We start from the raw sequence: 22,088 nt of genomic DNA, 5'->3' as shown, positions 1-22,088 counted from the left end.
ACAAAACCGTAACGCAGTCTAATCAGGACGCCGTTACCTTACCTTGAATTTTCAGCTGGACTCAGCAGGAATCATGCTGATTTTTCAAGAAATCCCCGGCAGTTAACAGATTTGCGGCAGGGGTCACATCGCCTCTGCTGCCATCTCTGTGATCTCCCTCACGAAGTTCTTTGCTCATCTGCCAGCCACTTACGCCTGCTGGCATTCTCGGGAAGGTGACGTCCAGGCAAGATTTTTACTCTGTGACCACTTAATCACAGGGAAAAGTCGCCATGACCAGGAGAAACATTGTTGCTATCGATCTCGGCGCATCCAGCGGACGGGTCATGCTCGCCAGCTGGGATGCCGCGCAGCGCCAGCTGGCACTGCGTGAGGTCCGGCGCTTTAAAAACAAGCGCCAGCGTCGTGCCGGTTATGACTGCTGGGATCTGGCTATGCTGGAGCAGGAGATACGCGCCGGGCTGGCTCAGTTAGATGATGAGGGCGTCGTCCCTGACAGTATCGGCATCGACACCTGGGGTGTTGATATGGTGCTGCTGAATGCAGAGGGTGAGCAGGTGGGTGAAGCGGTCAGCTATCGTGATGCGCGCACGCACGGCCTGATGGAGCAGGCACAGCATGAGCTGAGCCTCAGCGCCATTTATGCCCGAACCGGCATTCAGTTTCTGCCGTTCAATACACTCTATCAGATGCGCGCTCTGCATCAGCAGCAGCCAGACTGGCAGGCCCGCGTGGCGCATGCGCTGATGATACCTGACTACCTGCATTATCGCCTGACCGGTAATCTCAACTGGGAATATACCAACGCGACCACCACGCAAATGCTCAATATTCACAGCGGTGAGTGGGATCGCGATTTGCTCGCCTGGGCGGGCGTTGACACGCGGTGGTTCGGTCAGCCGCAGGCACCCGGCAATACCGTCGGTCACTGGATCAATCGCGCGGGCACGGCGGTTCCGGTGATCGCCGTCGCCACTCACGACACTGCCAGCGCAGTTCTTGCAACGCCGCTGATGCAGGACGACGCCGCTTATCTCAGTTCAGGAACCTGGTCGCTGATGGGCTTCGAAAGTCTGCAGCCCTATGCCTGCGATACGGCACTGCGCGCCAACATCACCAACGAAGGTGGCGCTGAGGGGTATCGCGTACTGAAAAACATTATGGGGCTGTGGCTGTTGCAGCGTATCTGCAGCGAACTGCAGATTGACGATCTCCGCATGCTGATTGAAGAGACAGCCCGTCAGCCCGCCTGTTTATCACTCATCAGTCCCAATGATGCGCGCTTCATCAATCCGGACAGCATGGTTAATGAGATTCAGAACGCCTGCGCAGAGCAGGGCATGCAGGTGCCCCAATCTGCCGCTGCGCTGGCTCGCTGCATATTTGACAGCCTCGCGCTGCTCTACCGTGAAGTCATTCACGAACTGGCTCAGTTGCGCGGCAAGCCTTTCAGCCAGTTGCACGTGGTAGGAGGCGGCAGCCAGAACCGCTTTCTTAATCAGCTCTGCGCCGATGCCTGCCAGATCCCGGTACTGGCAGGCCCGATTGAAGCCTCCACGCTGGGTAACGTGGGTTGCCAGCTGATTGCCCTGGGCGAACTGACCGATGTGGCTGATTTCCGCTGCAGCGTCATTAACAACTTCCCACTCGAAAAATTCGAACCGCAAACACACAGCGTCTTCAGTGCCAGTCAGGCACGCTTCGCGACGCTGAGTCAACCCGCTAAGGAACCCGCTTATGACTAAGCAGATTGAACAGGCTTTTGAACTGGCTAAACAACGCTACGCTGATAATGGGGTTGATGTTGAACAGGCCATGCGCCAGCTGGACCGCATTCCGGTCTCCATGCACTGCTGGCAGGGTGATGATGTCCGGGGATTCGAGAACCCACAGGGCGCACTGACCGGCGGCATTCAGGCGACCGGCAACTACCCGGGACGGGCACGGAATGCCAGTGAACTACGCAGTGATATCGACAAGGCTATGTCGCTGATTCCTGGCGCGAAACGTCTGAACCTGCACGCTATCTACCTTGAAAGCGACAAGCCGGTAGACCGGGATGCCATTGAACCTGCCCATTTCGCCAACTGGGTCGCCTGGGCCAAAGAGAATAAGCTGGGCCTCGATTTTAACCCAAGCTGCTTCTCGCATCCAAAAAGCGCGGACGGCTTTACGCTGTCGCACAGTGATAAAACCGTCCGTCAGTTCTGGATCGACCACTGCAAAGCGAGTCGCCGCATCTCTGCCTCATTTGGTGAGCAGCTGGGCACGCCGTCAGTGATGAATATCTGGGTGCCGGACGGCATGAAAGATATCACCGTGGATCGACTGGCCCCGCGTGAGCGCCTGATGAGTGCGCTGGATGAAGTCATCTCAGAAAAACTCAATCCGCAGCATCATATCGATGCGGTTGAGAGCAAGCTTTTTGGCATAGGCGCTGAGAGCTACACCGTAGGCTCTAACGAGTTTTATCTCGGCTATGCCGCCAGTCGCCAGACGGCGCTTTGCCTGGATGCAGGGCATTTCCATCCAACCGAAGTGATCTCCGACAAAATTTCCGCCGCCATGCTCTATGTGCCGCGCCTGCTGCTGCACGTCAGTCGTCCGGTGCGCTGGGACAGCGACCATGTTGTGCTGCTGGATGATGAAACCCAGGCTATCGCCAGTGAGATCGTCCGTCATCAGCTGTTCGACAAAGTGCACATTGGCCTCGACTTCTTCGACGCCTCAATTAACCGGATTGCCGCTTGGGTTATCGGCACCCGTAACACCAAAAAAGCGCTGCTGCGTGCCTTGCTGGAGCCAACCGACCGTTTACGCCAGGCCGAGAACAGTGGCGATTACACCGCACGGCTTACCCTGCTGGAAGAGCAAAAATCACTGCCATGGCAGGCGGTCTGGGAAGCGTGGTGCCTGCGCCATGACGTCCCGGCTGATGCCAGCTGGTTAGGCGATGTCCGTCATTATGAACAACAGATCTTGAGCCAACGTTAAGGATTTCACTATGCAAAGCATTCTTTCTTCCGGGTTTGTTAAGGGAATGGTCAAAGCGACCAGCGACATGTGGCTGAAGGGCTGGGACGAGCGTAACGGCGGTAACGTCAGCCTCCGTCTGCTGGAGGAGGAGGTGAAACCCTTTGCCGCCGATTTCTATAAAGAGCCGCGCTGTATTGAGCTGACCCAGCCTGCGCCAGCGCTGGCAAACGACTGGTTTCTGGTGACCGGGTCAGGAAAATTCATGCGTAACGTCCAGCTCGATCCGGCGGATTGTCTGGCGCTGCTGCAGGTCGATGACAAGGGACTTTCCTATAAAATTCACTGGGGCCTGTCGAATGGTGGTTTGCCGACCTCTGAACTGGCATCACACTTTCAGTCTCACGCAGTACGTAAAGCCGTCAGTAAAGGCGCAGATCGGGTGATTATGCACTGCCATGCGACCAACTTTATGGCTCTGAGCTACGTGGTTGAGATGGACTCTGCCCGCTTTACCCGTTTGCTGTGGGAAGGCAGTACCGAATGTCTGGTGGTCTTCCCGGATGGCGTGGGTGTGTTGCCATGGATGGTTCCTGGCACCGATGAAATCGGCACAGCGACTGCCGGACAGATGCAGTCTCACACCCTGGTGATGTGGCCATTCCACGGCGTCTTTGGCACAGGCCCGACACTCGATGAAACCTTTGGTCTGATTGATACGGCGGAAAAATCGTCAGAAGTGATCGTCAAAGTGCTGTCGATGGGCGGAATTCGTCAGAGCATCACCACCGAACAGCTGATCGCACTGGGTGAGCGCTTTGGCGTGAAGCCGTGGCAACCGGCGCTGGATGTGGGCCCAGCCAATGCTGCGTAAAGCCTTTGTGATGCAGGTGAATGCCGACTGCCATGCAGAGTATGAGCGTCGTCATTCCCCAATCTGGCCTGAACTGGCTGAGACACTGAAGGCACACGGCGCGCATAACTATGCCATCTGGCTGGACGTAGAGCGGAATCTGCTGTTCGCCAGCGTTGAGATTGAATCTGAAGCACGCTGGGAAGCGGTGGCAGAAACGGAGGTGTGTCAGCGCTGGTGGGCGTCAATGAAAGATCTCATGCCGACTAATGCAGATAACAGTCCTGTCAGTCAGCCGTTAAAACCAGTGTTTTTCCTGAACTAGATGACGAAAAGGGCGGCAATGCCGTAATGCTGGTCAGTTAAGCGACAGGTGATAACGCAGACTGGGGCCGGGCAGGGGCTGGCGGTCCTCGCGCCGCTGCGCGGTTCCTTCACTTCATTCGCCTGCCTGACGGACCGCCGGGGATGGCACATCCTGTGCCGCCCCGCCTTTCGCCCGCGTCCTGCGGGCTCTCCTGGCAGACTCATTCTGTTCAGCGCTGCGGATTGCCTGCCCCTGCCCGGCCCCTGCCTGCTCTGAAGCTTCTGGTGCGTATTGTTAAAAAGGGCACGAGAGTGAAGGCCTGAGCGCCTCTGCTGCTGAAAGGGCTATCCGCAGCGCTGAGGCGTGACGGCGGGCCAGAAGTCCACGCCGGGAAGCGTGGACAGTTCGGGGCCGGCCAGGGAAGGCCGATCCCCGAACGGTTCGTCGGCACGACGTCAAAGCCGAAGGTACCGCGTGAGCGGCGCGAGGACGGCCCGGCAGCAGCAGAGGTGCTCAGGCCAGCACTGCGGCTCCCTCGCCCATAAAAAAAGCTGCCACGTCTGACCGTGGCAGCCTTTACAAATCTAATCTTAACAGACCAGCATTACGGCAATGCCGCCCTGTTTTTCTAGCCCCTGGCCTGACACAAGCCGGTCAGCGTTGGCCACATGGCCATCAGCGTATCAATAATACCCTCAAGATCGTCACGCTCTGCGCCTTCACGGGCCCGCACCGACATGCCCTGCAACATACAACCCAGATAACGTGACAGCGCCGGAATATTCACTGCTACACTCAGTTCTCCACGCTGCTGGCGCGCCAGCAGAAAATCACTCAGCACATGCTCCTGCGACTGATGCTGCTGTTGCAGCATGGCGGCAATCTCTGCCGAAGCCGCCGACAGGGCCGTTGAGGTACAGATAAAGAAGCATCCGCCGGGAGAGTCGCGCTCGGTAAAACAGGCCGCAGTAGAGCGGAAATAGGCCTCAATGGCCCGATCCACCGGTAACTGATCATCGCCTAATGCTGCTTCACGCCATGCGCTGAACTTCTCTACATAACGCTCCATCGCTGCGCGAAACAATCCCTCTTTATTCACAAACTCTGCGTAGAGGGTTGGCGCTTTTGCGCCAGTGGCAGCGACCAGATCGGCGAGAGAAGTTCCCTCGTAACCGTGTGTCCAGAACAGGGTCAGAGCTTTATCGAGCGCAGCTTCGCGATCGAACACTTTGGGACGGCCGCGGCATTTCTTTATATCGCAATCCTGAACCTGACTCATACACCCTCACAGACAGTCAAACACCCTATTAAATTACCGATCATTATAAAAATGTGCAAGGCCCACTGGAAATGTCAGCCGCAAGCGTTGTCATTTTGTGCGCCAGCGCATTTTTACCGCCCCTATGGTTAAGTCATAAAAGGGGCTGAAGCCCATAATCACGCCACTTCGCGAATAAAATAACGCTCATTAAATAAATATTGACGACGAACCAGATCGAGGTCTATCATTTATTTAACGGTCGTTAACTAAATAGCGACAACCCAATTCAGACACACCGAATTCAAATACCGAACAGAGAGAATATTATGAAAACCATCAAAACCACCCTGGCAGCACTGGCACTCACTACCCTGGCTTTTGGCGCATCTGCCGCTGATCTCGTCACCAGCGAACCGGCTAATCAGCAGCCCGTTGGCACCATCTCAGTACTGGGTGGCACCAACCTGAGTTCTGTTGAAGCACAGCTGAGTGCCAAAGCGGATGAAGCCGGTGCGAAATCATTCCGCATCACTTCAACCAGCGGTCAGAACAAACTGCACGGCACGGCTGTGATCTATCAGTAACAGGCAGTTCATCAGATAATGTGAGAAGGGGTTCGTTATGAAACGTATCAATATGATGGTGGCGGCGGCGGTGCTAAGTGGCCTCTCCTTTGCCAGCGTGGCGGCCCAACAGGTGAGCAGCACCCCGTTGGATCAGCAAAAAATCGGTGTCATCAGCGCAACGGGCAGTACGAATCTGACCTCGCTGGAGCAGCAATTGTCAGAGAAGGCCAGCGATGTCGGCGCAAAGTCTTTCCGCATCACTTCGACCTCTGGCAGCAACAACCTGCATGGCACAGCCATTCTTTATAAGTAACAGGCGCTATAAATAACCTTAAACAGGCTTCAGATAAACCCACTTATCTGAAGCCTTTTTTATTTGGTTTGGCGCTGATTATCCGTTGCTGCGTAACTGCGGATAGCGCCGGAAAATATAAACACACCACAGCAACGCCACCAGACCAATCATCCCACCGACATTCCCCACTTCCGCCATGCTCAGATGGATACTGACCTGATTGCCCAGCAGCGCGCCCGCGCCAATACCAATATTGTAGATGCCGGACATCAGGGACATCGCGACATCCGTGGCATCCGGTGCCAGCGAGAGCACCCGCACCTGCATACCCAGCCCGATCATCATCATCGCCACTCCCCAGACAACGCACAGCGTGGAGATAGCGGCAGGGCGAACGGCGGCAAAGATCAGCAGGCCCATGCAAAGGGTGATCAGCGCAATGGCGGCAATCAGCAGGGCGGAAGGAAATTTGTTACCCAGCGTACTGAAGAGCAGGCTGCCGACAATGCCCGCTGAACCAAACAGCAGCAGCAGCAGGGTTGTGAAATTGCCGCTGGAGTGGGCAACGGTCTGCATGAATGGCTCGATATAGCTGTAGGCGGTGTAATGTGCGGTCACCACCAGCGTCACCAGTAGGTACATGCTGACCAGCGCCGGACGGCGAAACAGCATCGGCACACTGCTCAGCGAGCCGGTATGCTCACTTGGCAGGCGCGGCAGAATACGCACCAGCATGATCATCAGCACCAGTGCCGACAGACCAATCGCGCCGAAAGTGGTGCGCCAGCCAAGATACTGACCCACCACGCGGCCTATCGGCACGCCCAGCACCATCGCCAGCGCGGTACCCGTCGCCAGCATACTCAGCGCCTGGGTTTTCTTACCCGCCGGGGCAACACGAATCGCCAGCGAGGCGGTGATCGACCAGAACACCGCATGAGACAGGGCGATGCCGACGCGCGACACCATCAGCGACCGGAAATCCCAGGCGACGGTTGAAAGCACGTGGCTGACGATAAATATCAGGAACAGCACGCCCAGCAGCAGCCGTCGCTCAATATTGCGGGTCAGCAGCATCAGCGGCAGTGAAAGCAGCGCGACGACCCAGGCGTAGATGGTCAGCATGATCCCGACATCAGCCGTCTGCATTGAAAAGTCAGCAGCGATATCAGATAACAGGCCAACCGGCACGAACTCGGTGGTATTGAAAACAAATGCGGCGATGGCCAGCAATACCACGCGTAGCCAGGCAGTTTTACGTGAAACAGTTGTTGGTTGCATGAGGAGTCAAGTCAGTCAGTACAGCGAAATCGGATGTGGCAGAAACATCCAGCGAAAGTGACCTGCGTCACAAATTACTGACCATTGTAGTGAATAAAGCGGGAAGCGAAACCTTATAAACGCCTTTTATTGCTGATTTTTTATTATCGCCCTGTGACAGGGCGATAGCCTGAGGTTATCAAGTTCGATGCGGTGCAGACATCATTCAGAGCAGGGGGTTTCCTTCAGGCAGAATGTAATTGAACAGCACAGCGGGAAGCGTTTTACCTCCGGGCTGTCCTGCCGATTAACGCGATGGCGGAGTATGTTTCAGGGCCACGCTGAGCTGACTGGCCTGCGGGTCGCTGTGATTAAGCGGACAGCAGTTTTCGCAGCCGATGGCACCCGCATAATATTTTTTGGCCTGCAGAATAGCGGCATTCACATGATAAAAACTGCCCAGAAACAGTCGGTTATCCATGTCGGGAAGATGGGGGCAGCCCGCAGAATGAACAACATGATTATCGTTATATCCCGATTGTTTATTAACGTAGTAGTAGATAGCCACAGGCGTTCCTTGTTGCCGTGTTAAAAGGCAAAGCAGATGATTTATTACAATAAAAAGGATTATAGCGGGAAAAGCACGATTTGTTTGTTATGGATCTGAAGGGGTTGTTCAGCGTGACAAGCTGCCAGGCCTGCCTGGGCCTGGCATGAGAGAAATCAGTCAGAGTCTTTTACTATGCAGACGCCAGGCAACCAGCAGCGCCAGGATTAACAGGACGCTGATAAACAGCGTGATTCCGCTCCAGCCAAAATTATGCCAGAACAGACCGCCCAGCGTGCCCGCCACGCTGGAACCCACATAGTAGCTGAACAGATAGAGTGACGAAGCCTGCCCACGCGCCCGGCGTGCACGGGGACCAATCCAGCCGCTGGCGACCGCATGGGCGGCAAAAAAGCCGGCGGTGAACAGCATCATTCCGGGCAGAATCAGCCAGAGCGAGTCGAAGGCAGTGACCAGCAAACCCAGCAGCATGATGGCTGTCGCGCCCAGCATCACCGGCCCACGTCCCAGGCGACTGGTCAGCGCACCGGCTTTAGGTGAACTCCACGAGCCGGTGAGATAGACCACCGACAACAAACCCACCACGGCCTGACTGAGATGCCGGGGCGCATCCAGTAAACGGTAGCCAATATAGTTAAACAGGGTGACAAAGGCACCCATCAGCAGAAAGCCCTCGGCAAACAGCCAGGGCAGGCCCGGATCGCGCCAGTGCAGCCGGAAGTTAATCAGCAGATTGCGCGGGCGCAGCGTAATAGGGCGGAAATGACGCGATGCAGGCAGGATTTTCCAGAACATCAGTGCTGAAGCCAGCGAAAAACAGCCAATCACCGCCACGGCGATGCGCCAGGAGAAGAGGTCGGTCAGGACACCGCTTAACAGACGCCCGCTCATCCCGCCAATGGAGTTACCGCTGATATATAACCCCATCGAAAAGGCGACCACACGCGCATCTATCTCTTCGCTAAGATAGGTCATACCGACCGCCGCAACACCGCTGAGCGACAGTCCCATCAGCGCCCGCATAATCAGAATGCCGTGCCAGCCGGTCATGGTGGCGGAGATCAGCGTACAGATGGCCGCCAGCATCAGAGCGGTCACCATCACCGATTTTCGCCCGATGGCATCAGAGAGCGGCCCGGTCACCAGCAGGCCCAGCGCCATCAGGCCGGTAGAGATAGAGAGCGACAGACTGCTGGTCGCTGGAGAAACACCAAACTGCTGTGACAGCACCGGCAGAATCGGTTGCACACAGTAGAGCAGGGCAAATGTCGCCAGCCCGGCAGAGAAAAGCGCCAGCGTGACGCGCATAAAAGCGGGTGTTCCCCGCCGGATATAACCTGCTGCGGCAACGGACGCCTGCGGTTCAGTCACCGCTTTCTCATCCACTGTTGCCTGTATTGAGCGACTCACACATCTTCCTCTCAGTCAGAAAATCTGTCGTCAGCTTAGGAAAGCGGCATTATGCTGTCTAATATATTAATAATCTCAAATAAGACGTTTAAAATATGAATATCGAACTGCGTCATTTGCGCTACTTCATTGCGGTGGCGGAAGAGCTCCATTTCGGGCGGGCAGCCCAGCGTCTGAATATTTCCCAGCCGCCGCTCAGTCAGCAGATTATTCAGCTGGAAGCGGAGACCGGCGCAAGGCTGTTCAATCGCACCAACCGCAGCGTGCAGCTTACCGCTGCCGGACAGCAACTGCTGAGTGATGCCCGCACGATAATCCTGCAGGTTGAGCAGGCCGCCGATCGTGCTGCCCGGCTGCATCGTGGTGAAGAGGGAGAGCTGCGTATCGGCTTTACCTCGTCGGCACCCTTTACCGCTGTCGTTTCTGATGCGCTCTTCCGGTTCCGGCAGCGCTGGCCACAGGTGCATATTCAGATGCAGGAGATTAATACCCGCCAGCAGCTGGCCCCGTTACATGACGGACGGCTCGACCTCGGCGTGATGCGCAACACGCCGCTGCCCGCCGACCTGCGTCATCAGCTGCTGCTGAGCGAGCCGCTCTATGCTGTGGTGCACAAGGCGCATCCGCTGGCTGAGGCTGAAAAGATCGCTGTGGCGGCGCTGGCGGCTGAACCCTTTGTCTTTTTCGATCCTCAGGGCGGAACCGCGCTCTATAGCGACATACTGGCACTGCTGCACCGCTACCACATCAAGCCATACATCACCCAGGAGGTCGGTGAGGCGATGACCATCCTGGGGCTGGTGGCAACCGGTTTAGGCGTTTCCATTCTGCCCGCCTCTTTTCGCCGGGCGCGGCTGGCCGATCTGGTCTGGCTGCCGTTAACGGAAGAGGATGCGATTTCAGAACTCTGGCTGGTCTGGTCAGCCGGACGCGAAATAAATGCACAGATGGAGAATATGATGACGTTGCTGCGGGAAAACCGGGCCTGAAGCGAGCGCGGCACAGCATCAATCTGTGCGATAAATCACATTTCTAATCAAATATTTGACGCTGTCGCCTGATCTGCCTCACCATGGCGCATGTTTATTTAGAAGCGCGAAAATAACCGGGAGCAGGGTTGTGAATCCGGACAGTCAACCTGGCCACATTGACCAGATCAAGCAGACCAATGCAGGTGTCGTATATCGATTAATTGACCGTTACGGTCCCATTTCGCGTATCGAACTTTCCCGCCGTGCTCAGCTTGCTCCGGCCAGCATAACCAAAATTGTGCGTGAGATGCTGGATGCGCATCTGGTGCAGGAGACCGAGTTTCAGGATCCCGGCAGCCGTGGCCGTCCGGCAATTGGCCTGATACTGGATACCGACGCCTGGCACTATCTGGCGATTCGTCTGCATCGCGGCGCCATGACCTTTACGCTGCGCGATCTCAGCAGCCGTGAGCTGGCAGAAGAGAGTCTCCCGCTGCCCGATGAGTCTACACAGCCCTTACTGACCTCGCTGATTGAACAGGTCGATGCTTTCTTTATTCGTCATCAGAAGAAGCTGGAACGTCTCACGGCCATCGCCATTACGCTGCCGGGGTTGATCAATGCTGCGTCAGGCGTGGTGCATCGGCTGCCGGGTTATCAGGTACGCGATATGCCACTGGGTGATGCACTGGCGGCGCGAACCGGCTTGCCGGTGTTTGTACAGCACGACATTTCAGCCTGGACGCTGGCGGAGTCGCTGTTTGGTGCCTCGCGCGGTGCCCAGGATGTGATTCAGATTGTGATTGATGAAACTGTGGGAGCTGGCGTCATCAGTGGCGGTCAGCTGCTGCATAAGAGCGGCCGGGCGCTGGTCGAGATTGGCCATACTCAGATCGACCCTTATGGTCAGCAGTGTTACTGCGGGAATCATGGTTGTCTGGAGACGGTAGCCAGCACCGGCAGTTTGCTGGCGCTGGCGGCGCAGCGTCTGCCTGCCCAGCCTGACAGCCTGCTCAATAACCAGCCGCTGACGCTTCAGTCACTGTGTGCGGCCGCGCAATCGGGCGATCGTCTGGCGCGTGACACTATTGCCAGCGTCGGGCATCACGTTGGGCGGATCCTGGCAATGATGGTCAACATCTTCAATCCACAACATATTCTTATCGGTTCTCCTCTTAATGCCGCCGCTGATGTACTGTTTCCCGCGGTAAGCAACACTATTCTGCAGCAGTCACTGCCTGCCTACAGCGCCGGCATTCAGCTGGCACCCACTGAATTCAGCGAGCCTGGAACGCTGGGCGGTGCCGCGTTGATCAAAGACGCACTCTACAACGGGCACCTGTTAGTGAAACTGTTGCAAGGTTAAGCAGACCTGAACTTGCGCTAACGCAATCCATTCTCATCCTTCATTCCTTAAAATGCCGTTTCGCAGCAAGGTTAATTACCGATTAACCGCAACGGTTCGAGAGGAGAAGTTGTGTGAACAGATTATTTGTTACCGGCACCGACACCGCAGTGGGCAAAACGGTGGTGTCCCGCGCGCTGTTACAAAGTTTTATCCAGACCGGACAGAGTGCTGTGGGCTACAAGCCCGTCGCGCGCTGTGCCATTAAAACCGCTGATGGCCTGCGTAACAAAGATGCACAGGTTCTGCAAAGTTCGTCATCTATCGACTTACCCTATCTGGCGATCAATCCGCTGGCTTTCCAGGAAGAGGAGATCTGCACCCATCCGGGGCAGATTATCGATTACGGATTGCTGACCCGGGGATTAACCAGCCTGACGCAGCAGGCCGCGCGCGTGGTAGTTGAGGGCACAGGCGGCTGGCGCAGCCTGATGAACGACGGACGTCCGCTCTCCTGCTGGGTCGTTGAGCAGCAGCTTCCGGTGGTGCTGGTGGTCGGCATCCAGTCGGGTTGTATCAGTCATGCTCTGCTGACGGCAGAGGCGATAGCGCGGGATGGACTGCCACTGGTGGGCTGGGTTGCGAACCGCATCAATCCGGGACTGGCACAATACAGCGACATTATTGAAGTGCTGCAGGATAAAATTGCTGCGCCACTGCTGGGAGAACTGCCTTATCTGCCACGCGCTGAACAGCGCGATCTCACGTCCTGGGTCGATATTTCACTGCTGGAACAGGATGCTTTGCACGCTCTGAGTGCAAAGATCGCCTGATTAAGAAACAAAACAAACCAACTGAGTCCGGGGTGAGCCTAAAGTTTCAGGCCCATCCCGGACTGTCTGCAACTATTTCTGTTTAAATTTGAAAGACCTGGATCGACTGTCGCGAAACCCTGACGTCATGGCGCAGAAAATGCATTAACTCCGCTTATCACACAGAGCCGGAGCACCACCATGTCGCACTCGCACGAGAAAGGTTTGTTATATGGGCTTGAAGCCCGCATTGGCCCCGTCCCGGCGTTCTTTGCCGCGCTGCAACATCTGCTGGCCAGCGTGGTGGGCATTATCACACCACCGCTGATTATTGGCTCGGTTCTGGGATTGCAGGCCTATATTCCTTATCTGATTAGCATGTCGCTGTTCGTCTCCGGTTTAGGCACGTTTATGCAGGCCCGACGTTTTTATGGCATTGGCGCGGGCATGATCTGTCTGCAGGGAACCAGTTTCGCATTTCTGGGCGTGATTCTCTCCGGTGGCCTGATGGTAAAAGGGCGCGGCGGCTCGCCGGAAGAAATTATGGCGATGCTGTTTGGCTGTAATCTGGTCGCGGCGCTGATCCCGGTTCTGATCAGTCGCTGCGTTGGCACGCTGCGCAAAGTGCTGACGCCGGTGGTGACCGGTACGGTCATTACCCTGATAGGCATCAGCCTGATTAAAGTCAGCATCACTGACTGGGCAGGTGGTCACAACGCCACAGATTTTGGCTCACCGGGGAATCTGACGCTGGGCGCACTGACGCTGCTGGTTATCGTGGCGCTGAACCGCTCACGTAACCGCTGGGCGCGACTGATGGCGGTGGTGGCTGGCATTGCGGTGGGATGTATTACAGCAGCCTTAACGGGTCATCTGCAACTCAGGGCCGCGCCGGAGAGCAGCTGGCTGGTGCTGCCAGCTTTCTTCCGGTTTGGTTTCGACTTTGACTGGACCATTTTTCTGCCGATTGCGCTGGTGTCTGTGATTGCGGTGATTGAAGCGGTCGGGGATCTCACCGCTAACTGCCTGATTTCACAACAGCCGATTACCGGCAAACCTTTTCAGCAGCGGTTGCAGGGCGGCATTGTTGCCGATGGCCTGAGCTGCGTGCTGGCCGCAGTCTTTTCTGCCTTTCCTAACACCACGTTTGCGCAAAACAATGGCGTGATCCAGATGACCGGTGTTGCCAGTCGTTATGTCGGTATGCTGCTGGGGATTATGCTGGCGCTGCTGGGGCTCTTTCCCTATGTCGGGTCGCTGTTGCAGCAGATCCCTCCGCCCGTGCTGGGCGGGGCGACAGTGGTGATGTTTGGCAGTGTAGTCGCTGCCGGTATCCGGGTGATGACGCAGACGCCGCTGGGCCGTCGCGAGATGCTGATTGTCGCGATCTCATTCGGAATTGGACTGGGGGTGGAAGCGGTGCCGGAGGTGCTGAAGCAGTTCCCGCCGCTGATTAACAATTTATTTGGTCACGCGGTGACGACCGGCGGCATTCTGGCGATTGTGCTCAATCTGGTGCTGCCAGACGAGGCACACGTAGTGGACGAGGTTGAGGCGGAAACGCTGACTGAAAGTTAAAAGCAGATAATCAGGAAGTTTAGAAACACAGAAGGATCAATGTATTTCTTACCGACAACACAGAAATTAAAGCGATGGGAGCATACGCCAGTAGCAAAGCATAGCGGGCCAGGGACAAAAATGCCGGGAGCGTTTTTGTCCATGGCGCGGGACGCTTTCCTCTTCTGATCCAGTTCCCTGCGCATTAAACTTTTGTATTGCTGTCAGTTTCACCTAGATTAGGGTTTCTCTGCGATTGAAAGGGCCATGGCGGCCCTTTCGTCTGACTGGACTATGGATTCAGACGACGACGGGTTCGACCCGAGCTTAGATAATCCGCAATATAATCCTGAGAAATCTCCCCACTGTAGCGACCCTCTTCATCGACAATCGGCATCCAGACCGTGTTGTGCTCATAGAGTTTCGACAATACCACACGCAGGTTCTCTTCGGCTTTACCCGTGACCTTAAAGGTGTGCAGCTTCTCTTCACAACGGCCGCTGACGTTACGTGCTTCACGACGCTTCACGAAGCCCAGCGGTTTGCCATCCTCATCGACCACGGTAATCGACCGCATATCGTTCTCATCCATGGTGCCAAAGGCTTCTTCCAGCGGCGTCGAGCGGCGCACGGTAATAGTCGGCTGCTGATCGGTTACGTCGCCCGCCTGCACCAGTAACAGGCGCTTAAGCGTACGGTCCTGACCCACAAACGAGCCGACAAACTCATTGGCCGGGGTAGCCAGCAACTCATCCGGGCTGGCGCACTGCACGATTTTACCCTGACCAAATACTGCGATGCGATCGCCGAGCTTCAGCGCCTCATCAATATCGTGACTCACCAGCATCACGGTTTTCTTAAGCTGACGCTGCATGTCGAGAAACTCATTCTGGATCACTTCACGGTTAATCGGGTCGACAGCACCGAACGGCTCATCCATAAGCAGTACCGGTGGATCCGCGGCCAGTGCACGAATCACGCCGATACGCTGCTGCTGACCGCCGGACATCTCACGTGGATAGCGGTGCAGGAACTTTTTAGGGTCCAGCGCAACCATGCTCATTAACTCTGTAGCACGCTCATGACACTGCTTCTTATTCCAGCCCAGCATGCGCGGCACGACGGTAATGTTCTCCTCGATGGTCATGTTGGGAAACAGACCAATCTGCTGGATCACATAGCCAATGTTGCGGCGCAGGGTGGTTGTGTCCTGCGTACTGGTGTCTTCGCCATTAATCAGGATCCGGCCACTGGTGGCCGGAATCAGCCGGTTAATCATCTTCAGCGTGGTGGTTTTACCGCAGCCCGATGGACCCAGCAGCACGCACATCTCACCGGCTGGCACATGCAGGCTGACGTTATCGACGGCTTTATTGGTGGTGCCGTTTTTCTGAGTAAAGGTTTTCGTCAGGTTTTCCAGCGTAATCATTATCGAATCCCCTTTGGAGTCAGCGCCTGCTGCAAACGATGCAGCAACCAGTCAAGAAAAATAGCCAGCAGACAAATCATCAATGCCCCGGCAATTAACATACGAATATCACTGCCGCTGATGCCATCCAGCAGCAGCTGGCCCAGACCGCCCGCGCCAATCACGGCGGCAATCGCCATCACGCCAACGTTCATCACCACGGCGGTACGGATGCCGCCGAAAATCACCGGCAGCGCCATCGGGATTTCAACCCAGCGCAGACGCTGCCAGAAGGTCATGCCGATGCCGCGACCCGCTTCACGCAGACCGTCCGGCAGATTCTCCAGCGCGGTGTGGGTGTTACGCACAATCGGCAGCAGCGAGTAGAGGAACACGGCGGTAATGGCTGGCAGCGCACCGATGCCCTGACCGATCAGCGAAAACAGCGGGATCATCAGACCAAACAGCGCAATGGTCGGAATAGTCAGTACTACGGTAGCGATACCGAGAATCGGCGTTGCCAGCCATCTGACGCGCACGATCAGAATGCCCAGCGGCACGCCAATTACAATGGCCAGACCAACCGCAACCAGCACCAGCCAGCTGTGCTGCCAGCTCAGGGTGAGCAGGGAGCTCCAGTTATCCATGATGTAGTGAAGGGTATCCACAGTGCCTCCTTACAGCATGTTTTTGGATTGAAGGAAATCACGTGCCACTTTTTCCGGTGACTCATGGTCGATATCGACCCGCTTGTTCAGCTCGGTAATCGCCTCATTGGTGATCTGTGCAGAGAGCTGATTAAGCGCGGGTTCCAGCCCTGGATGGCTCGCCAGCACATCCTGACGCACGACCGGCGTCACGTTGTAGCTCGGGAAGAAGTGTTTATCATCCTCCAGCACTTTCAGATTAAAGCCCTTAACCCGGCCATCGGTGGTGTAGATCAGACCGGCATCCACAAATCCGTCGCGAATGGCGTTATAGACCAGACCCGGATCCATCTGACGGATCTGCGGGCGATCCAGCGCCAGGTTGTAAGTCTTCTGCAGCGGTTTCAGGCCGTCTGAACGCCCCGCGAACTCCAGGTCCAGCCCCAGCCGCCAGTTGTGGTCCGGGTCAGACTGACGAACCTGTTCAACTTTCGCGACCAGCTGTGACATCGTATTGATGCCCTCTTTTTTGGCCCGTTCCTGAGTCATGGCAAAGGCGTAGGTGTTGTTCATCGGCGCCGGGTTCAGCCAGACCAACCCCAGTTTGCCGTCCAGCTGTTTCACCGTCTCATACGCCTGCTGTGAAGACATCGGCTGGCTGATGTGGTTGAAGATAATCAGTGACGTACCGGTATACTCCCAGACCATATCAATCTGCTTATTCAGCAGCGCGTTACGGCCAATGGTGGTGGCGATATTGCGTTTAGGGACCACCTCGAAACCTTTCTTTTGCAACCAGAGTACCGTCATGGCTGACAGGATATGCTGTTCGGTAAAACTCTTGGTTGCCATTACCAGCGGGGCAGCCGCCTGTGCCGTCTGGCTGAGCAGCAGCGTCGCGGTCAGCGCGACAGCGCTTTTCTTAATCCACTTCGTTAGCATTGCAAAGCTCCTTGTGGTCAGGCCGCAGCGTGCGGACTCAGAAAGCGGCCCAGCGCGGCCAGCATCATATCCAGAACCAGTGCCACCAGCGCAGTCGCAACGGCACCCAGAATCAGGGTCGGGAAGTCATTCAGATAGATACCCGGGAAGATCAGCTCGCCAAAACTGCTGGCACCAATCAGGAAGGCCAGTGGCGCGGTGCCAACGTTGATAGCGGTGGCGATACGCACGCCAGAGAGGATCACCGGCATCGCGTTGGGCAGCTCAACCTGACGCAGACGTTGCCATTTGGTCATGCCGATGCCGTTGGCGGCCTCAATCAGCGACGGAGGAACCGCGCTCAGACCCGAGAAGGTATTGCGGACGATGGGCAGCAGCGACGCCAGAAACAGCGCAATCAGCGCCGGACGGTCGCCAATTCCGATAATAACCATCGCCAGTGCCAGCACCGCGAGCGGTGGCAGGGTGTTACCGACATTGAAAATCTGCATCACATACTCGGCCCAGCGACGCGCAAACGGGCGACTAAGCAGGATGCCGCTGGGAATACCGACCAGCAGGGCGAACAGCATTGACCAGAAAACTAAGAAAAGGTGTTGTTGCCCGAGATAAAGCAGATCGACTTTACGTGCGACCAGCTGATCCCAGCCTAAGCCCCAGATCAGCACCGCGATCACCGCGACCACTGCAAGCAGTGCCAGACCGGCGCGTCGGGCCAGTGAAGCATTTTGCATAGGAGAATCTCCCTGATAACGATCTCAATTGTTATAACAACCATAAACAGCCCGACAGGTACGGCAAAAACTGCCGCCGCGCCCAATACCGAAACTGCGATAAAATGTAGATAAAATGACTGTTTATCCACTCTTTTTCAGTGAATACCGAATAAGATGGTGTAATGCTATAGCAGGCCTTTTTTACACAAGCCAGCTTTTAAGCCATATATCAGGTAGATAGGAACAGGTTAAAAGCGTGTTAAAGCCGCGTAGCCGCTGGGCTAATGCGACAATAAAAAAAATTCATCGACTTTATGTTACACCGTCACAGATGGCGCAGAAAAGGCGCACACGTGGGAAACTGCACTGGCTGTTTTTCAGCTAGCCTTGCAGATTAAAAAAGGAACCCTATGACTGACAGCGCACAACTCCAGACCAGACATCGCCACTGGATCTTAATCGCCTGCATGCTGGCGATGTTTATGGCGGCCATTGAAGTCACGATTGTGGCCACCGCGATGCCGACCATCATTGCTGACCTTGGCGGTTTTTCGCAGTTTGGCTGGGTCTTCTCCATCTATCTGTTGACTCAGGCGGTCAGCGTGCCGCTCTATGGGCGGCTGGCGGATATGGTGGGGCGCAAAACGATGTTTTTTGTCGGCACCTCGATTTTCCTGGTGGGATCGGTGCTGTGTGGCTTCGCCCATACCATGACCTGGCTGATTCTTTTCCGGGCCTTTCAGGGCCTTGGCGCGGGTGCCATCATGCCACTCAGCTCCACCATCGTGGCCGACATCTATTCGCCGCGTGAACGCGCCAGCGTGCAGGGCTGGCTCTCCAGTGTCTGGGGTGTGGCGGCGATCGTGGGGCCGCTGACGGGCGCCTGGCTGGTGCAGCACTTTAGCTGGTCGGTGATTTTCTGGGTCAATCTGCCGATTGGCCTGATCAGCATGCTGATGCTGGCACGCTGGTTACCGGCGCATCAGAAAGAGGAGTCATCGCAGCCGCTGAACCTGGCGGGCAGCAGCTGGCTGATGCTTTGCGTGACGGCCCTGTTGATTGCACTGTTGCAGGCGGAACAACTGGGCCTCTGGCTGGTGCCGTTCCTGCTTTTCTCTCTGTTCGCGGGCTGGCAGCTTAAGCGTCACGAGCAGCGTGCTGCGGCACCGTTGTTTCCGCTGGTGATCTGGCGCAGCCGGCTAATTGTGGCAGGCAATGCGGGTAACCTGATTATCGGGGCGGCGATGATGGGCATCAGCGCGTTTCTGCCCACCTGGATTCAGGGGATCAGCGGCGGCTCACCGTTACAGGCGGGCAGTGTGCTGGCAATGATGTCGATTGGCTGGCCGCTGGCCAGCACGCTGAGTGGCAGATTGATGCTGCACACCTCCTACCGCTTTACTGCCCAGCTCGGCGCGCTGCTGCTGGTCGCCGGCAGCGCCCTGTTGCTGTTCCTGCAGCCCGCCAGCTCCCTCTATCAGGCCGGCTTCACGGCGTTTCTGATTGGCACCGGCATGGGGATGACCAGCACCACCTTCCTGGTCTCCGTGCAGAACCAGGCGGACTACCAGATTCGCGGCATCTGTACCGCGTCTATCATGTTCAGCCGGATGATGGGTTCGGCGGTGGGGACGGCGATTATGGGGGCGGTGCTGAATCTTAATCTGCAGTGGCGTCTGCCGCAGGTGCAGGATCCGGTGCAGCAGATTATGTCCGAGCCCAGCCGCCAGCAGTTGCAGCTGGAAAACCTGCAGCAGATGGTGGCGGCGATAGCGACATCACTGCACTGGGTGTTCGTCGTGGCACTGGTGATTGCGCTGTTTGCGGTGGGTGTGGCATGGATGATGCCGCGTCAGCGGCCGGAACAGGCGGACTAGCAGGCAGGGCGACAGGATGTCGCCCTGATTTGAATTTGACTACTGTGCAGGCGCGTCCTGAGAACTGCCGGCACTGGCTGGGACGCTGGCTTCATCGTCACGGCCTGTACGCTTGTAAACAATCTTTTGTGTGTCGTTTTCACAATGTCCGACGACCTGACCGCCCGCCTGATCAACCTGATCGTTGGCGACAACGTCGAGACTAAAACCTGATTCAGGTACACCGTTCTGAATGATTTTCTGGCTGATATCAGCTTTCACCGATTCACAGGATGCCTGTGACATCAGCGGCAGAGCTAAAAACGCCGCGCTTAACAAAACCCTCTGTAGCTTCATCTCGTCTTCCTTATGTTAGTCGTCCGTCATTACTATAGCTCAAATTTACGGCGCTACCGGGCGACCTGAACGGCGATCCAGACAACGCAGGGTGTTAGGTTCCCAGTACGCGTTGAGATTGAGGCTCTGCTCGCACTTGTCGCGGGTGTCAAAGGCGCGATCGGTTTTATCAAACTCTTTTTCGACGCGGGTGTTCACTTTGTTGCGCAGCATACGCGTGTCATTCCATTGCTCTTTGTCCTGACGCGCTGCTTCATTGCTCAGCGCAGAACTGCCATCTTCAATGATCAGACGATTAGTATTCGCAGTGGCAGTCAACGCCGCTGTGGAGAGCAGCACCATCAGCACGGCAGGGATCATTTTTTTCATCACAATTTCCTTTAGTTAACGCAAACATCGCCATCCGGGACGGCTGTTGCAGCGAGTACTCATAGTATATCATCGCCGTTTCTTTGCTCACCAGCGGTGAGTCGTTTGTTTACGTTCAGGAGAGGTAAGGGTGCTGATTAAGACCGCCTTGCTGTTTTTTATTACCGCGCTGGCGGAGATCACCGGCTGCTTTCTGCCGTGGCTATGGCTGAAAAAAGGCGGATCGGCGTGGCTGTTACTGCCCGCCGCGGCGAGTCTGGCGCTGTTTGTCTGGCTGCTGACGCTGCATCCTGCCGCCAGTGGACGGGTCTATGCCGCCTATGGGGGTGTCTATGTGCTGACCGCACTGCTCTGGTTACGGGTGGTGGATGGCGTGAAGTTAAGTGCGTGGGACTGGAGCGGTGCATTGATTGCCTTCAGCGGCATGCTGATCATTGTGCTGGGCTGGGGACGCGGCTAGCGCCAGCCGTGATGGCTGGCGCGGCAGAGGCTTACGGCTTATGCACTTTCAGGCCCGCCAGCGTCTGGCTGACCGGCATCATTTCCAGGCTATTGATATTGACATGCTTAGGCAGTGTGGCGACCCACCAGACCGCTTCAGTCACATCTTCCGGCGTCAGGGCGGTAGCGCCCTCATAGACCTGACCTGCTTTGTCATCATCGCCTTTGAAGCGCACGTTGGAGAACTCAGTGCCACCAACCAGACCCGGCTCAATGTCGGTCACACGCAGCGCGGTGCCGTGTAAATCGGTACGCAGGTTCAGGCTGAACTGACGCACAAAGGCTTTGGTCGCCCCATAAACGTTGCCACCGGCATACGGCCAGCTGCCGGCAATGGAACCGATGTTGATAATATGACCCACATCCCGTTCCACCATCTGAGGCAGCAGGGCGCGGGTCATATAGACCAGCCCCTTGGTGTTGGTGTCGATCATATTTTCCCAGTCTTCGACGTTAGCCTTGTGTGCAGGCTCAATGCCCAGCGCCAGACCGGCGTTGTTAACCAGCACGTCAATATTGCGCCATTCTGCCGGTAACTGTGCCACCGCCTCTTCTATAGCGGCACGGTTACGCACATCCAGCTGCACGGTATAGAGGCTGTCGCCCAGCTCATCCTTCAGCGCTTTCAGACGTTCAGCGCGGCGTCCGGTGGCGATCACTTTATGACCGTTCTCAATAAAGCGGCGGGTGATGCTTTCACCAAAACCGGCGGTCGCGCCTGTGACAAAAATAATCATCTCACTGTTCCTTATGCCATTTTCAGAGTCGATGGCTTCACCATAGCATTTCGTTTCTGCTTCTGCGCGTGGAAAAGCAGACTGGCCTGTAAACGGATTTTAACGGGTATCCCGCTGCGCCTTTTCAGGGCAGCCTGCACCGTAAAAGGGCAGATTGTCGGGTGGCAGGCCATACTCAGGTTAACCTATCGGCGCGATCTCGAATCGCAACCGTTTGCATCGGATCCGCAAACGGTTGCGACGCTGCCGGAGGCCACTTTTGTTGCGCAACGCACTCTTTTTTTATTAATTTACTGATATTTAAGGTTTTTATTTCATTCCAGATCTGGCACGCAGGTTGCAGGGTTTTTAACAGAGATTCCTCTGCAGATAATCAA

The 22,088-nt window shown here is 56.2% G+C and carries 23 protein-coding genes; 12 read left to right on the top strand and 11 right to left on the bottom strand.

From position 1 onward, the window contains the following. Positions 1 to 272 precede the first annotated feature (272 nt). From rhaB to rhaM, 4 genes are read left to right on the top strand one after another with little or no spacing between them, the layout of a single operon-like run. Positions 273 to 1,745 (top strand): rhamnulokinase, encoded by a 1,473-nt coding sequence (gene rhaB / locus AC6I8C_RS09565; RefSeq protein ID WP_497822307.1) that lies wholly within the window; start codon positions 273 to 275, stop codon positions 1,743 to 1,745. Then, positions 1,738 to 2,994 (top strand): L-rhamnose isomerase, encoded by a 1,257-nt coding sequence (locus AC6I8C_RS09560; RefSeq protein ID WP_095707166.1) that lies wholly within the window; start codon positions 1,738 to 1,740, stop codon positions 2,992 to 2,994. The genes rhaB and AC6I8C_RS09560 overlap by 8 nt, the downstream gene beginning before the upstream one ends. A gap of 10 nt (positions 2,995 to 3,004) precedes the next feature. Next, positions 3,005 to 3,847, top strand: coding sequence for a rhamnulose-1-phosphate aldolase (rhaD, locus tag AC6I8C_RS09555; RefSeq protein WP_418162110.1), 843 nt, complete (start codon positions 3,005 to 3,007; stop codon positions 3,845 to 3,847). After that, the gene (rhaM, locus tag AC6I8C_RS09550) at positions 3,837 to 4,151 is read left to right on the top strand and encodes an L-rhamnose mutarotase (RefSeq protein ID WP_497823330.1); all 315 of its coding nucleotides are present in this window, start codon (positions 3,837 to 3,839) and stop codon (positions 4,149 to 4,151) included. The genes rhaD and rhaM overlap by 11 nt, the downstream gene beginning before the upstream one ends. Positions 4,152 to 4,761: 610 nt before the next feature. Here the strand turns inward: rhaM and AC6I8C_RS09545 are convergent. Continuing rightward, the gene (locus tag AC6I8C_RS09545) at positions 4,762 to 5,412 is read right to left on the bottom strand and encodes a TetR/AcrR family transcriptional regulator (RefSeq protein WP_497822306.1); all 651 of its coding nucleotides are present in this window, start codon (positions 5,410 to 5,412) and stop codon (positions 4,762 to 4,764) included. A 308-nt stretch (positions 5,413 to 5,720) separates the two neighbouring features. Here AC6I8C_RS09545 and bhsA (AC6I8C_RS09540) point away from each other — a divergent pair, with 308 nt between their 5' ends. Both bhsA (AC6I8C_RS09540) and bhsA (AC6I8C_RS09535) read left to right on the top strand, forming a co-directional pair. Then, positions 5,721 to 5,978, top strand: coding sequence for a multiple stress resistance protein BhsA (gene bhsA, locus AC6I8C_RS09540; protein WP_013357919.1), 258 nt, complete (start codon positions 5,721 to 5,723; stop codon positions 5,976 to 5,978). A 37-nt stretch (positions 5,979 to 6,015) separates the two neighbouring features. Next, positions 6,016 to 6,273 carry a multiple stress resistance protein BhsA gene (gene bhsA, locus AC6I8C_RS09535; protein ID WP_013357918.1) on the top strand — a complete coding sequence of 86 codons (258 nt, stop codon included), beginning with the start codon at positions 6,016 to 6,018 and terminating at the stop codon, positions 6,271 to 6,273. Positions 6,274 to 6,351: 78 nt separating this feature from the next. Here bhsA (AC6I8C_RS09535) and AC6I8C_RS09530 read toward each other — a convergent pair whose 3' ends face one another. The 3 genes from AC6I8C_RS09530 to ynfM form a co-directional block, all read right to left on the bottom strand. Next, on the bottom strand, positions 6,352 to 7,536 hold the full coding sequence (locus AC6I8C_RS09530; RefSeq protein ID WP_497822305.1) for a sugar transporter: 1,185 nt from the start codon (positions 7,534 to 7,536) through the stop codon (positions 6,352 to 6,354). A 286-nt stretch (positions 7,537 to 7,822) separates the two neighbouring features. After that, positions 7,823 to 8,083: a hypothetical protein gene (locus AC6I8C_RS09525; protein ID WP_497822304.1), complete on the bottom strand. Its 261-nt coding sequence runs from the start codon at positions 8,081 to 8,083 to the stop codon at positions 7,823 to 7,825. Between the two features lie 159 nt (positions 8,084 to 8,242). Continuing rightward, on the bottom strand, positions 8,243 to 9,493 hold the full coding sequence (gene ynfM / locus AC6I8C_RS09520) for a multidrug efflux MFS transporter YnfM/SxtP(Kp) (protein ID WP_497822303.1): 1,251 nt from the start codon (positions 9,491 to 9,493) through the stop codon (positions 8,243 to 8,245). 95 nt (positions 9,494 to 9,588) lie between these two features. Here ynfM and AC6I8C_RS09515 point away from each other — a divergent pair, with 95 nt between their 5' ends. The 4 genes from AC6I8C_RS09515 to AC6I8C_RS09500 all read left to right on the top strand — a co-directional run bounded on the left by AC6I8C_RS09515 (position 9,589) and on the right by AC6I8C_RS09500 (position 14,199). Beyond that, positions 9,589 to 10,482, top strand: coding sequence for a LysR family transcriptional regulator (locus tag AC6I8C_RS09515; RefSeq protein ID WP_497822302.1), 894 nt, complete (start codon positions 9,589 to 9,591; stop codon positions 10,480 to 10,482). A 130-nt stretch (positions 10,483 to 10,612) separates the two neighbouring features. Continuing rightward, positions 10,613 to 11,830: a sugar metabolism global transcriptional regulator Mlc gene (gene mlc / locus AC6I8C_RS09510; RefSeq protein WP_497822301.1), complete on the top strand. Its 1,218-nt coding sequence runs from the start codon at positions 10,613 to 10,615 to the stop codon at positions 11,828 to 11,830. 113 nt (positions 11,831 to 11,943) lie between these two features. Next, positions 11,944 to 12,642, top strand: coding sequence for a dethiobiotin synthase (gene bioD, locus AC6I8C_RS09505; protein ID WP_497822300.1), 699 nt, complete (start codon positions 11,944 to 11,946; stop codon positions 12,640 to 12,642). 180 nt (positions 12,643 to 12,822) lie between these two features. Beyond that, positions 12,823 to 14,199 carry a nucleobase:cation symporter-2 family protein gene (locus tag AC6I8C_RS09500; RefSeq protein WP_497822299.1) on the top strand — a complete coding sequence of 459 codons (1,377 nt, stop codon included), beginning with the start codon at positions 12,823 to 12,825 and terminating at the stop codon, positions 14,197 to 14,199. A gap of 271 nt (positions 14,200 to 14,470) precedes the next feature. Here AC6I8C_RS09500 and osmV read toward each other — a convergent pair whose 3' ends face one another. The 4 genes from osmV to AC6I8C_RS09480 are packed head-to-tail and all read right to left on the bottom strand — an operon-like array spanning position 14,471 to position 17,909. Then, a complete protein-coding gene (gene osmV, locus AC6I8C_RS09495) occupies positions 14,471 to 15,607 on the bottom strand; it encodes an osmoprotectant ABC transporter ATP-binding protein OsmV (protein ID WP_013357910.1) in 1,137 nt (378 codons plus the stop codon). Beyond that, entirely contained in the window at positions 15,607 to 16,254 is a 648-nt protein-coding gene (gene osmW / locus AC6I8C_RS09490) for an osmoprotectant ABC transporter permease OsmW (protein WP_497822298.1), read from the bottom strand. Before osmW ends, osmV begins: the two co-directional genes overlap by 1 nt. Positions 16,255 to 16,263: 9 nt before the next feature. Continuing rightward, on the bottom strand, positions 16,264 to 17,175 hold the full coding sequence (locus tag AC6I8C_RS09485) for a glycine betaine ABC transporter substrate-binding protein (RefSeq protein ID WP_497822297.1): 912 nt from the start codon (positions 17,173 to 17,175) through the stop codon (positions 16,264 to 16,266). Positions 17,176 to 17,192: 17 nt separating this feature from the next. Beyond that, on the bottom strand, positions 17,193 to 17,909 hold the full coding sequence (locus tag AC6I8C_RS09480; RefSeq protein WP_013357908.1) for an ABC transporter permease: 717 nt from the start codon (positions 17,907 to 17,909) through the stop codon (positions 17,193 to 17,195). A gap of 392 nt (positions 17,910 to 18,301) precedes the next feature. On the opposite strand from AC6I8C_RS09480, the gene AC6I8C_RS09475 reads away from it, so the two are divergent. Next, complete coding sequence (locus AC6I8C_RS09475) at positions 18,302 to 19,768, top strand: MDR family MFS transporter (RefSeq protein ID WP_497822296.1); 1,467 nt, start codon at positions 18,302 to 18,304, stop codon at positions 19,766 to 19,768. A 39-nt stretch (positions 19,769 to 19,807) separates the two neighbouring features. On the opposite strand, the gene AC6I8C_RS09470 is transcribed toward AC6I8C_RS09475, so the two are convergent. After that, entirely contained in the window at positions 19,808 to 20,104 is a 297-nt protein-coding gene (locus tag AC6I8C_RS09470) for a DUF1161 domain-containing protein (RefSeq protein WP_497822295.1), read from the bottom strand. 45 nt (positions 20,105 to 20,149) lie between these two features. Continuing rightward, entirely contained in the window at positions 20,150 to 20,473 is a 324-nt protein-coding gene (locus tag AC6I8C_RS09465) for a DUF1283 family protein (RefSeq protein ID WP_013357904.1), read from the bottom strand. A 133-nt stretch (positions 20,474 to 20,606) separates the two neighbouring features. On the opposite strand from AC6I8C_RS09465, the gene AC6I8C_RS09460 reads away from it, so the two are divergent. Next, positions 20,607 to 20,933, top strand: coding sequence for a YnfA family protein (locus AC6I8C_RS09460; RefSeq protein ID WP_041457218.1), 327 nt, complete (start codon positions 20,607 to 20,609; stop codon positions 20,931 to 20,933). 31 nt (positions 20,934 to 20,964) lie between these two features. On the opposite strand, the gene ydfG is transcribed toward AC6I8C_RS09460, so the two are convergent. Beyond that, positions 20,965 to 21,711 (bottom strand): bifunctional NADP-dependent 3-hydroxy acid dehydrogenase/3-hydroxypropionate dehydrogenase YdfG, encoded by a 747-nt coding sequence (gene ydfG, locus AC6I8C_RS09455; RefSeq protein WP_033733008.1) that lies wholly within the window; start codon positions 21,709 to 21,711, stop codon positions 20,965 to 20,967. Positions 21,712 to 22,088: the final 377 nt, after the last annotated feature.

The organism is Pantoea sp. X-Soil-YNGN-844, assembly GCF_059730595.1.
This window is presented reverse-complemented; position numbering and strand designations above follow the sequence as displayed.

Bases quoted from the DNA above. Each gene is read 5' to 3' on its own strand.
- rhaB (WP_497822307.1), top strand. From the start codon at position 273: ATGACCAGGAGAAACATTGTTGCTATCGATCTCGGCGCATCCAGCGGA.
- AC6I8C_RS09560 (WP_095707166.1), top strand. From the start codon at position 1,738: ATGACTAAGCAGATTGAACAGGCTTTTGAACTGGCTAAACAACGCTAC.
- rhaD (WP_418162110.1), top strand. From the start codon at position 3,005: ATGCAAAGCATTCTTTCTTCCGGGTTTGTTAAGGGAATGGTCAAAGCG.
- rhaM (WP_497823330.1), top strand. From the start codon at position 3,837: ATGCTGCGTAAAGCCTTTGTGATGCAGGTGAATGCCGACTGCCATGCA.
- AC6I8C_RS09545 (WP_497822306.1), bottom strand. From the start codon at position 5,412: ATGAGTCAGGTTCAGGATTGCGATATAAAGAAATGCCGCGGCCGTCCC.
- bhsA (WP_013357919.1), top strand. From the start codon at position 5,721: ATGAAAACCATCAAAACCACCCTGGCAGCACTGGCACTCACTACCCTG.
- bhsA (WP_013357918.1), top strand. From the start codon at position 6,016: ATGAAACGTATCAATATGATGGTGGCGGCGGCGGTGCTAAGTGGCCTC.
- AC6I8C_RS09530 (WP_497822305.1), bottom strand. From the start codon at position 7,536: ATGCAACCAACAACTGTTTCACGTAAAACTGCCTGGCTACGCGTGGTA.
- AC6I8C_RS09515 (WP_497822302.1), top strand. From the start codon at position 9,589: ATGAATATCGAACTGCGTCATTTGCGCTACTTCATTGCGGTGGCGGAA.
- AC6I8C_RS09500 (WP_497822299.1), top strand. From the start codon at position 12,823: ATGTCGCACTCGCACGAGAAAGGTTTGTTATATGGGCTTGAAGCCCGC.
- osmV (WP_013357910.1), bottom strand. From the start codon at position 15,607: ATGATTACGCTGGAAAACCTGACGAAAACCTTTACTCAGAAAAACGGC.
- AC6I8C_RS09485 (WP_497822297.1), bottom strand. From the start codon at position 17,175: ATGCTAACGAAGTGGATTAAGAAAAGCGCTGTCGCGCTGACCGCGACG.
- AC6I8C_RS09480 (WP_013357908.1), bottom strand. From the start codon at position 17,909: ATGCAAAATGCTTCACTGGCCCGACGCGCCGGTCTGGCACTGCTTGCA.
- AC6I8C_RS09475 (WP_497822296.1), top strand. From the start codon at position 18,302: ATGACTGACAGCGCACAACTCCAGACCAGACATCGCCACTGGATCTTA.
- AC6I8C_RS09470 (WP_497822295.1), bottom strand. From the start codon at position 20,104: ATGAAGCTACAGAGGGTTTTGTTAAGCGCGGCGTTTTTAGCTCTGCCG.
- AC6I8C_RS09465 (WP_013357904.1), bottom strand. From the start codon at position 20,473: ATGAAAAAAATGATCCCTGCCGTGCTGATGGTGCTGCTCTCCACAGCG.
- ydfG (WP_033733008.1), bottom strand. From the start codon at position 21,711: ATGATTATTTTTGTCACAGGCGCGACCGCCGGTTTTGGTGAAAGCATC.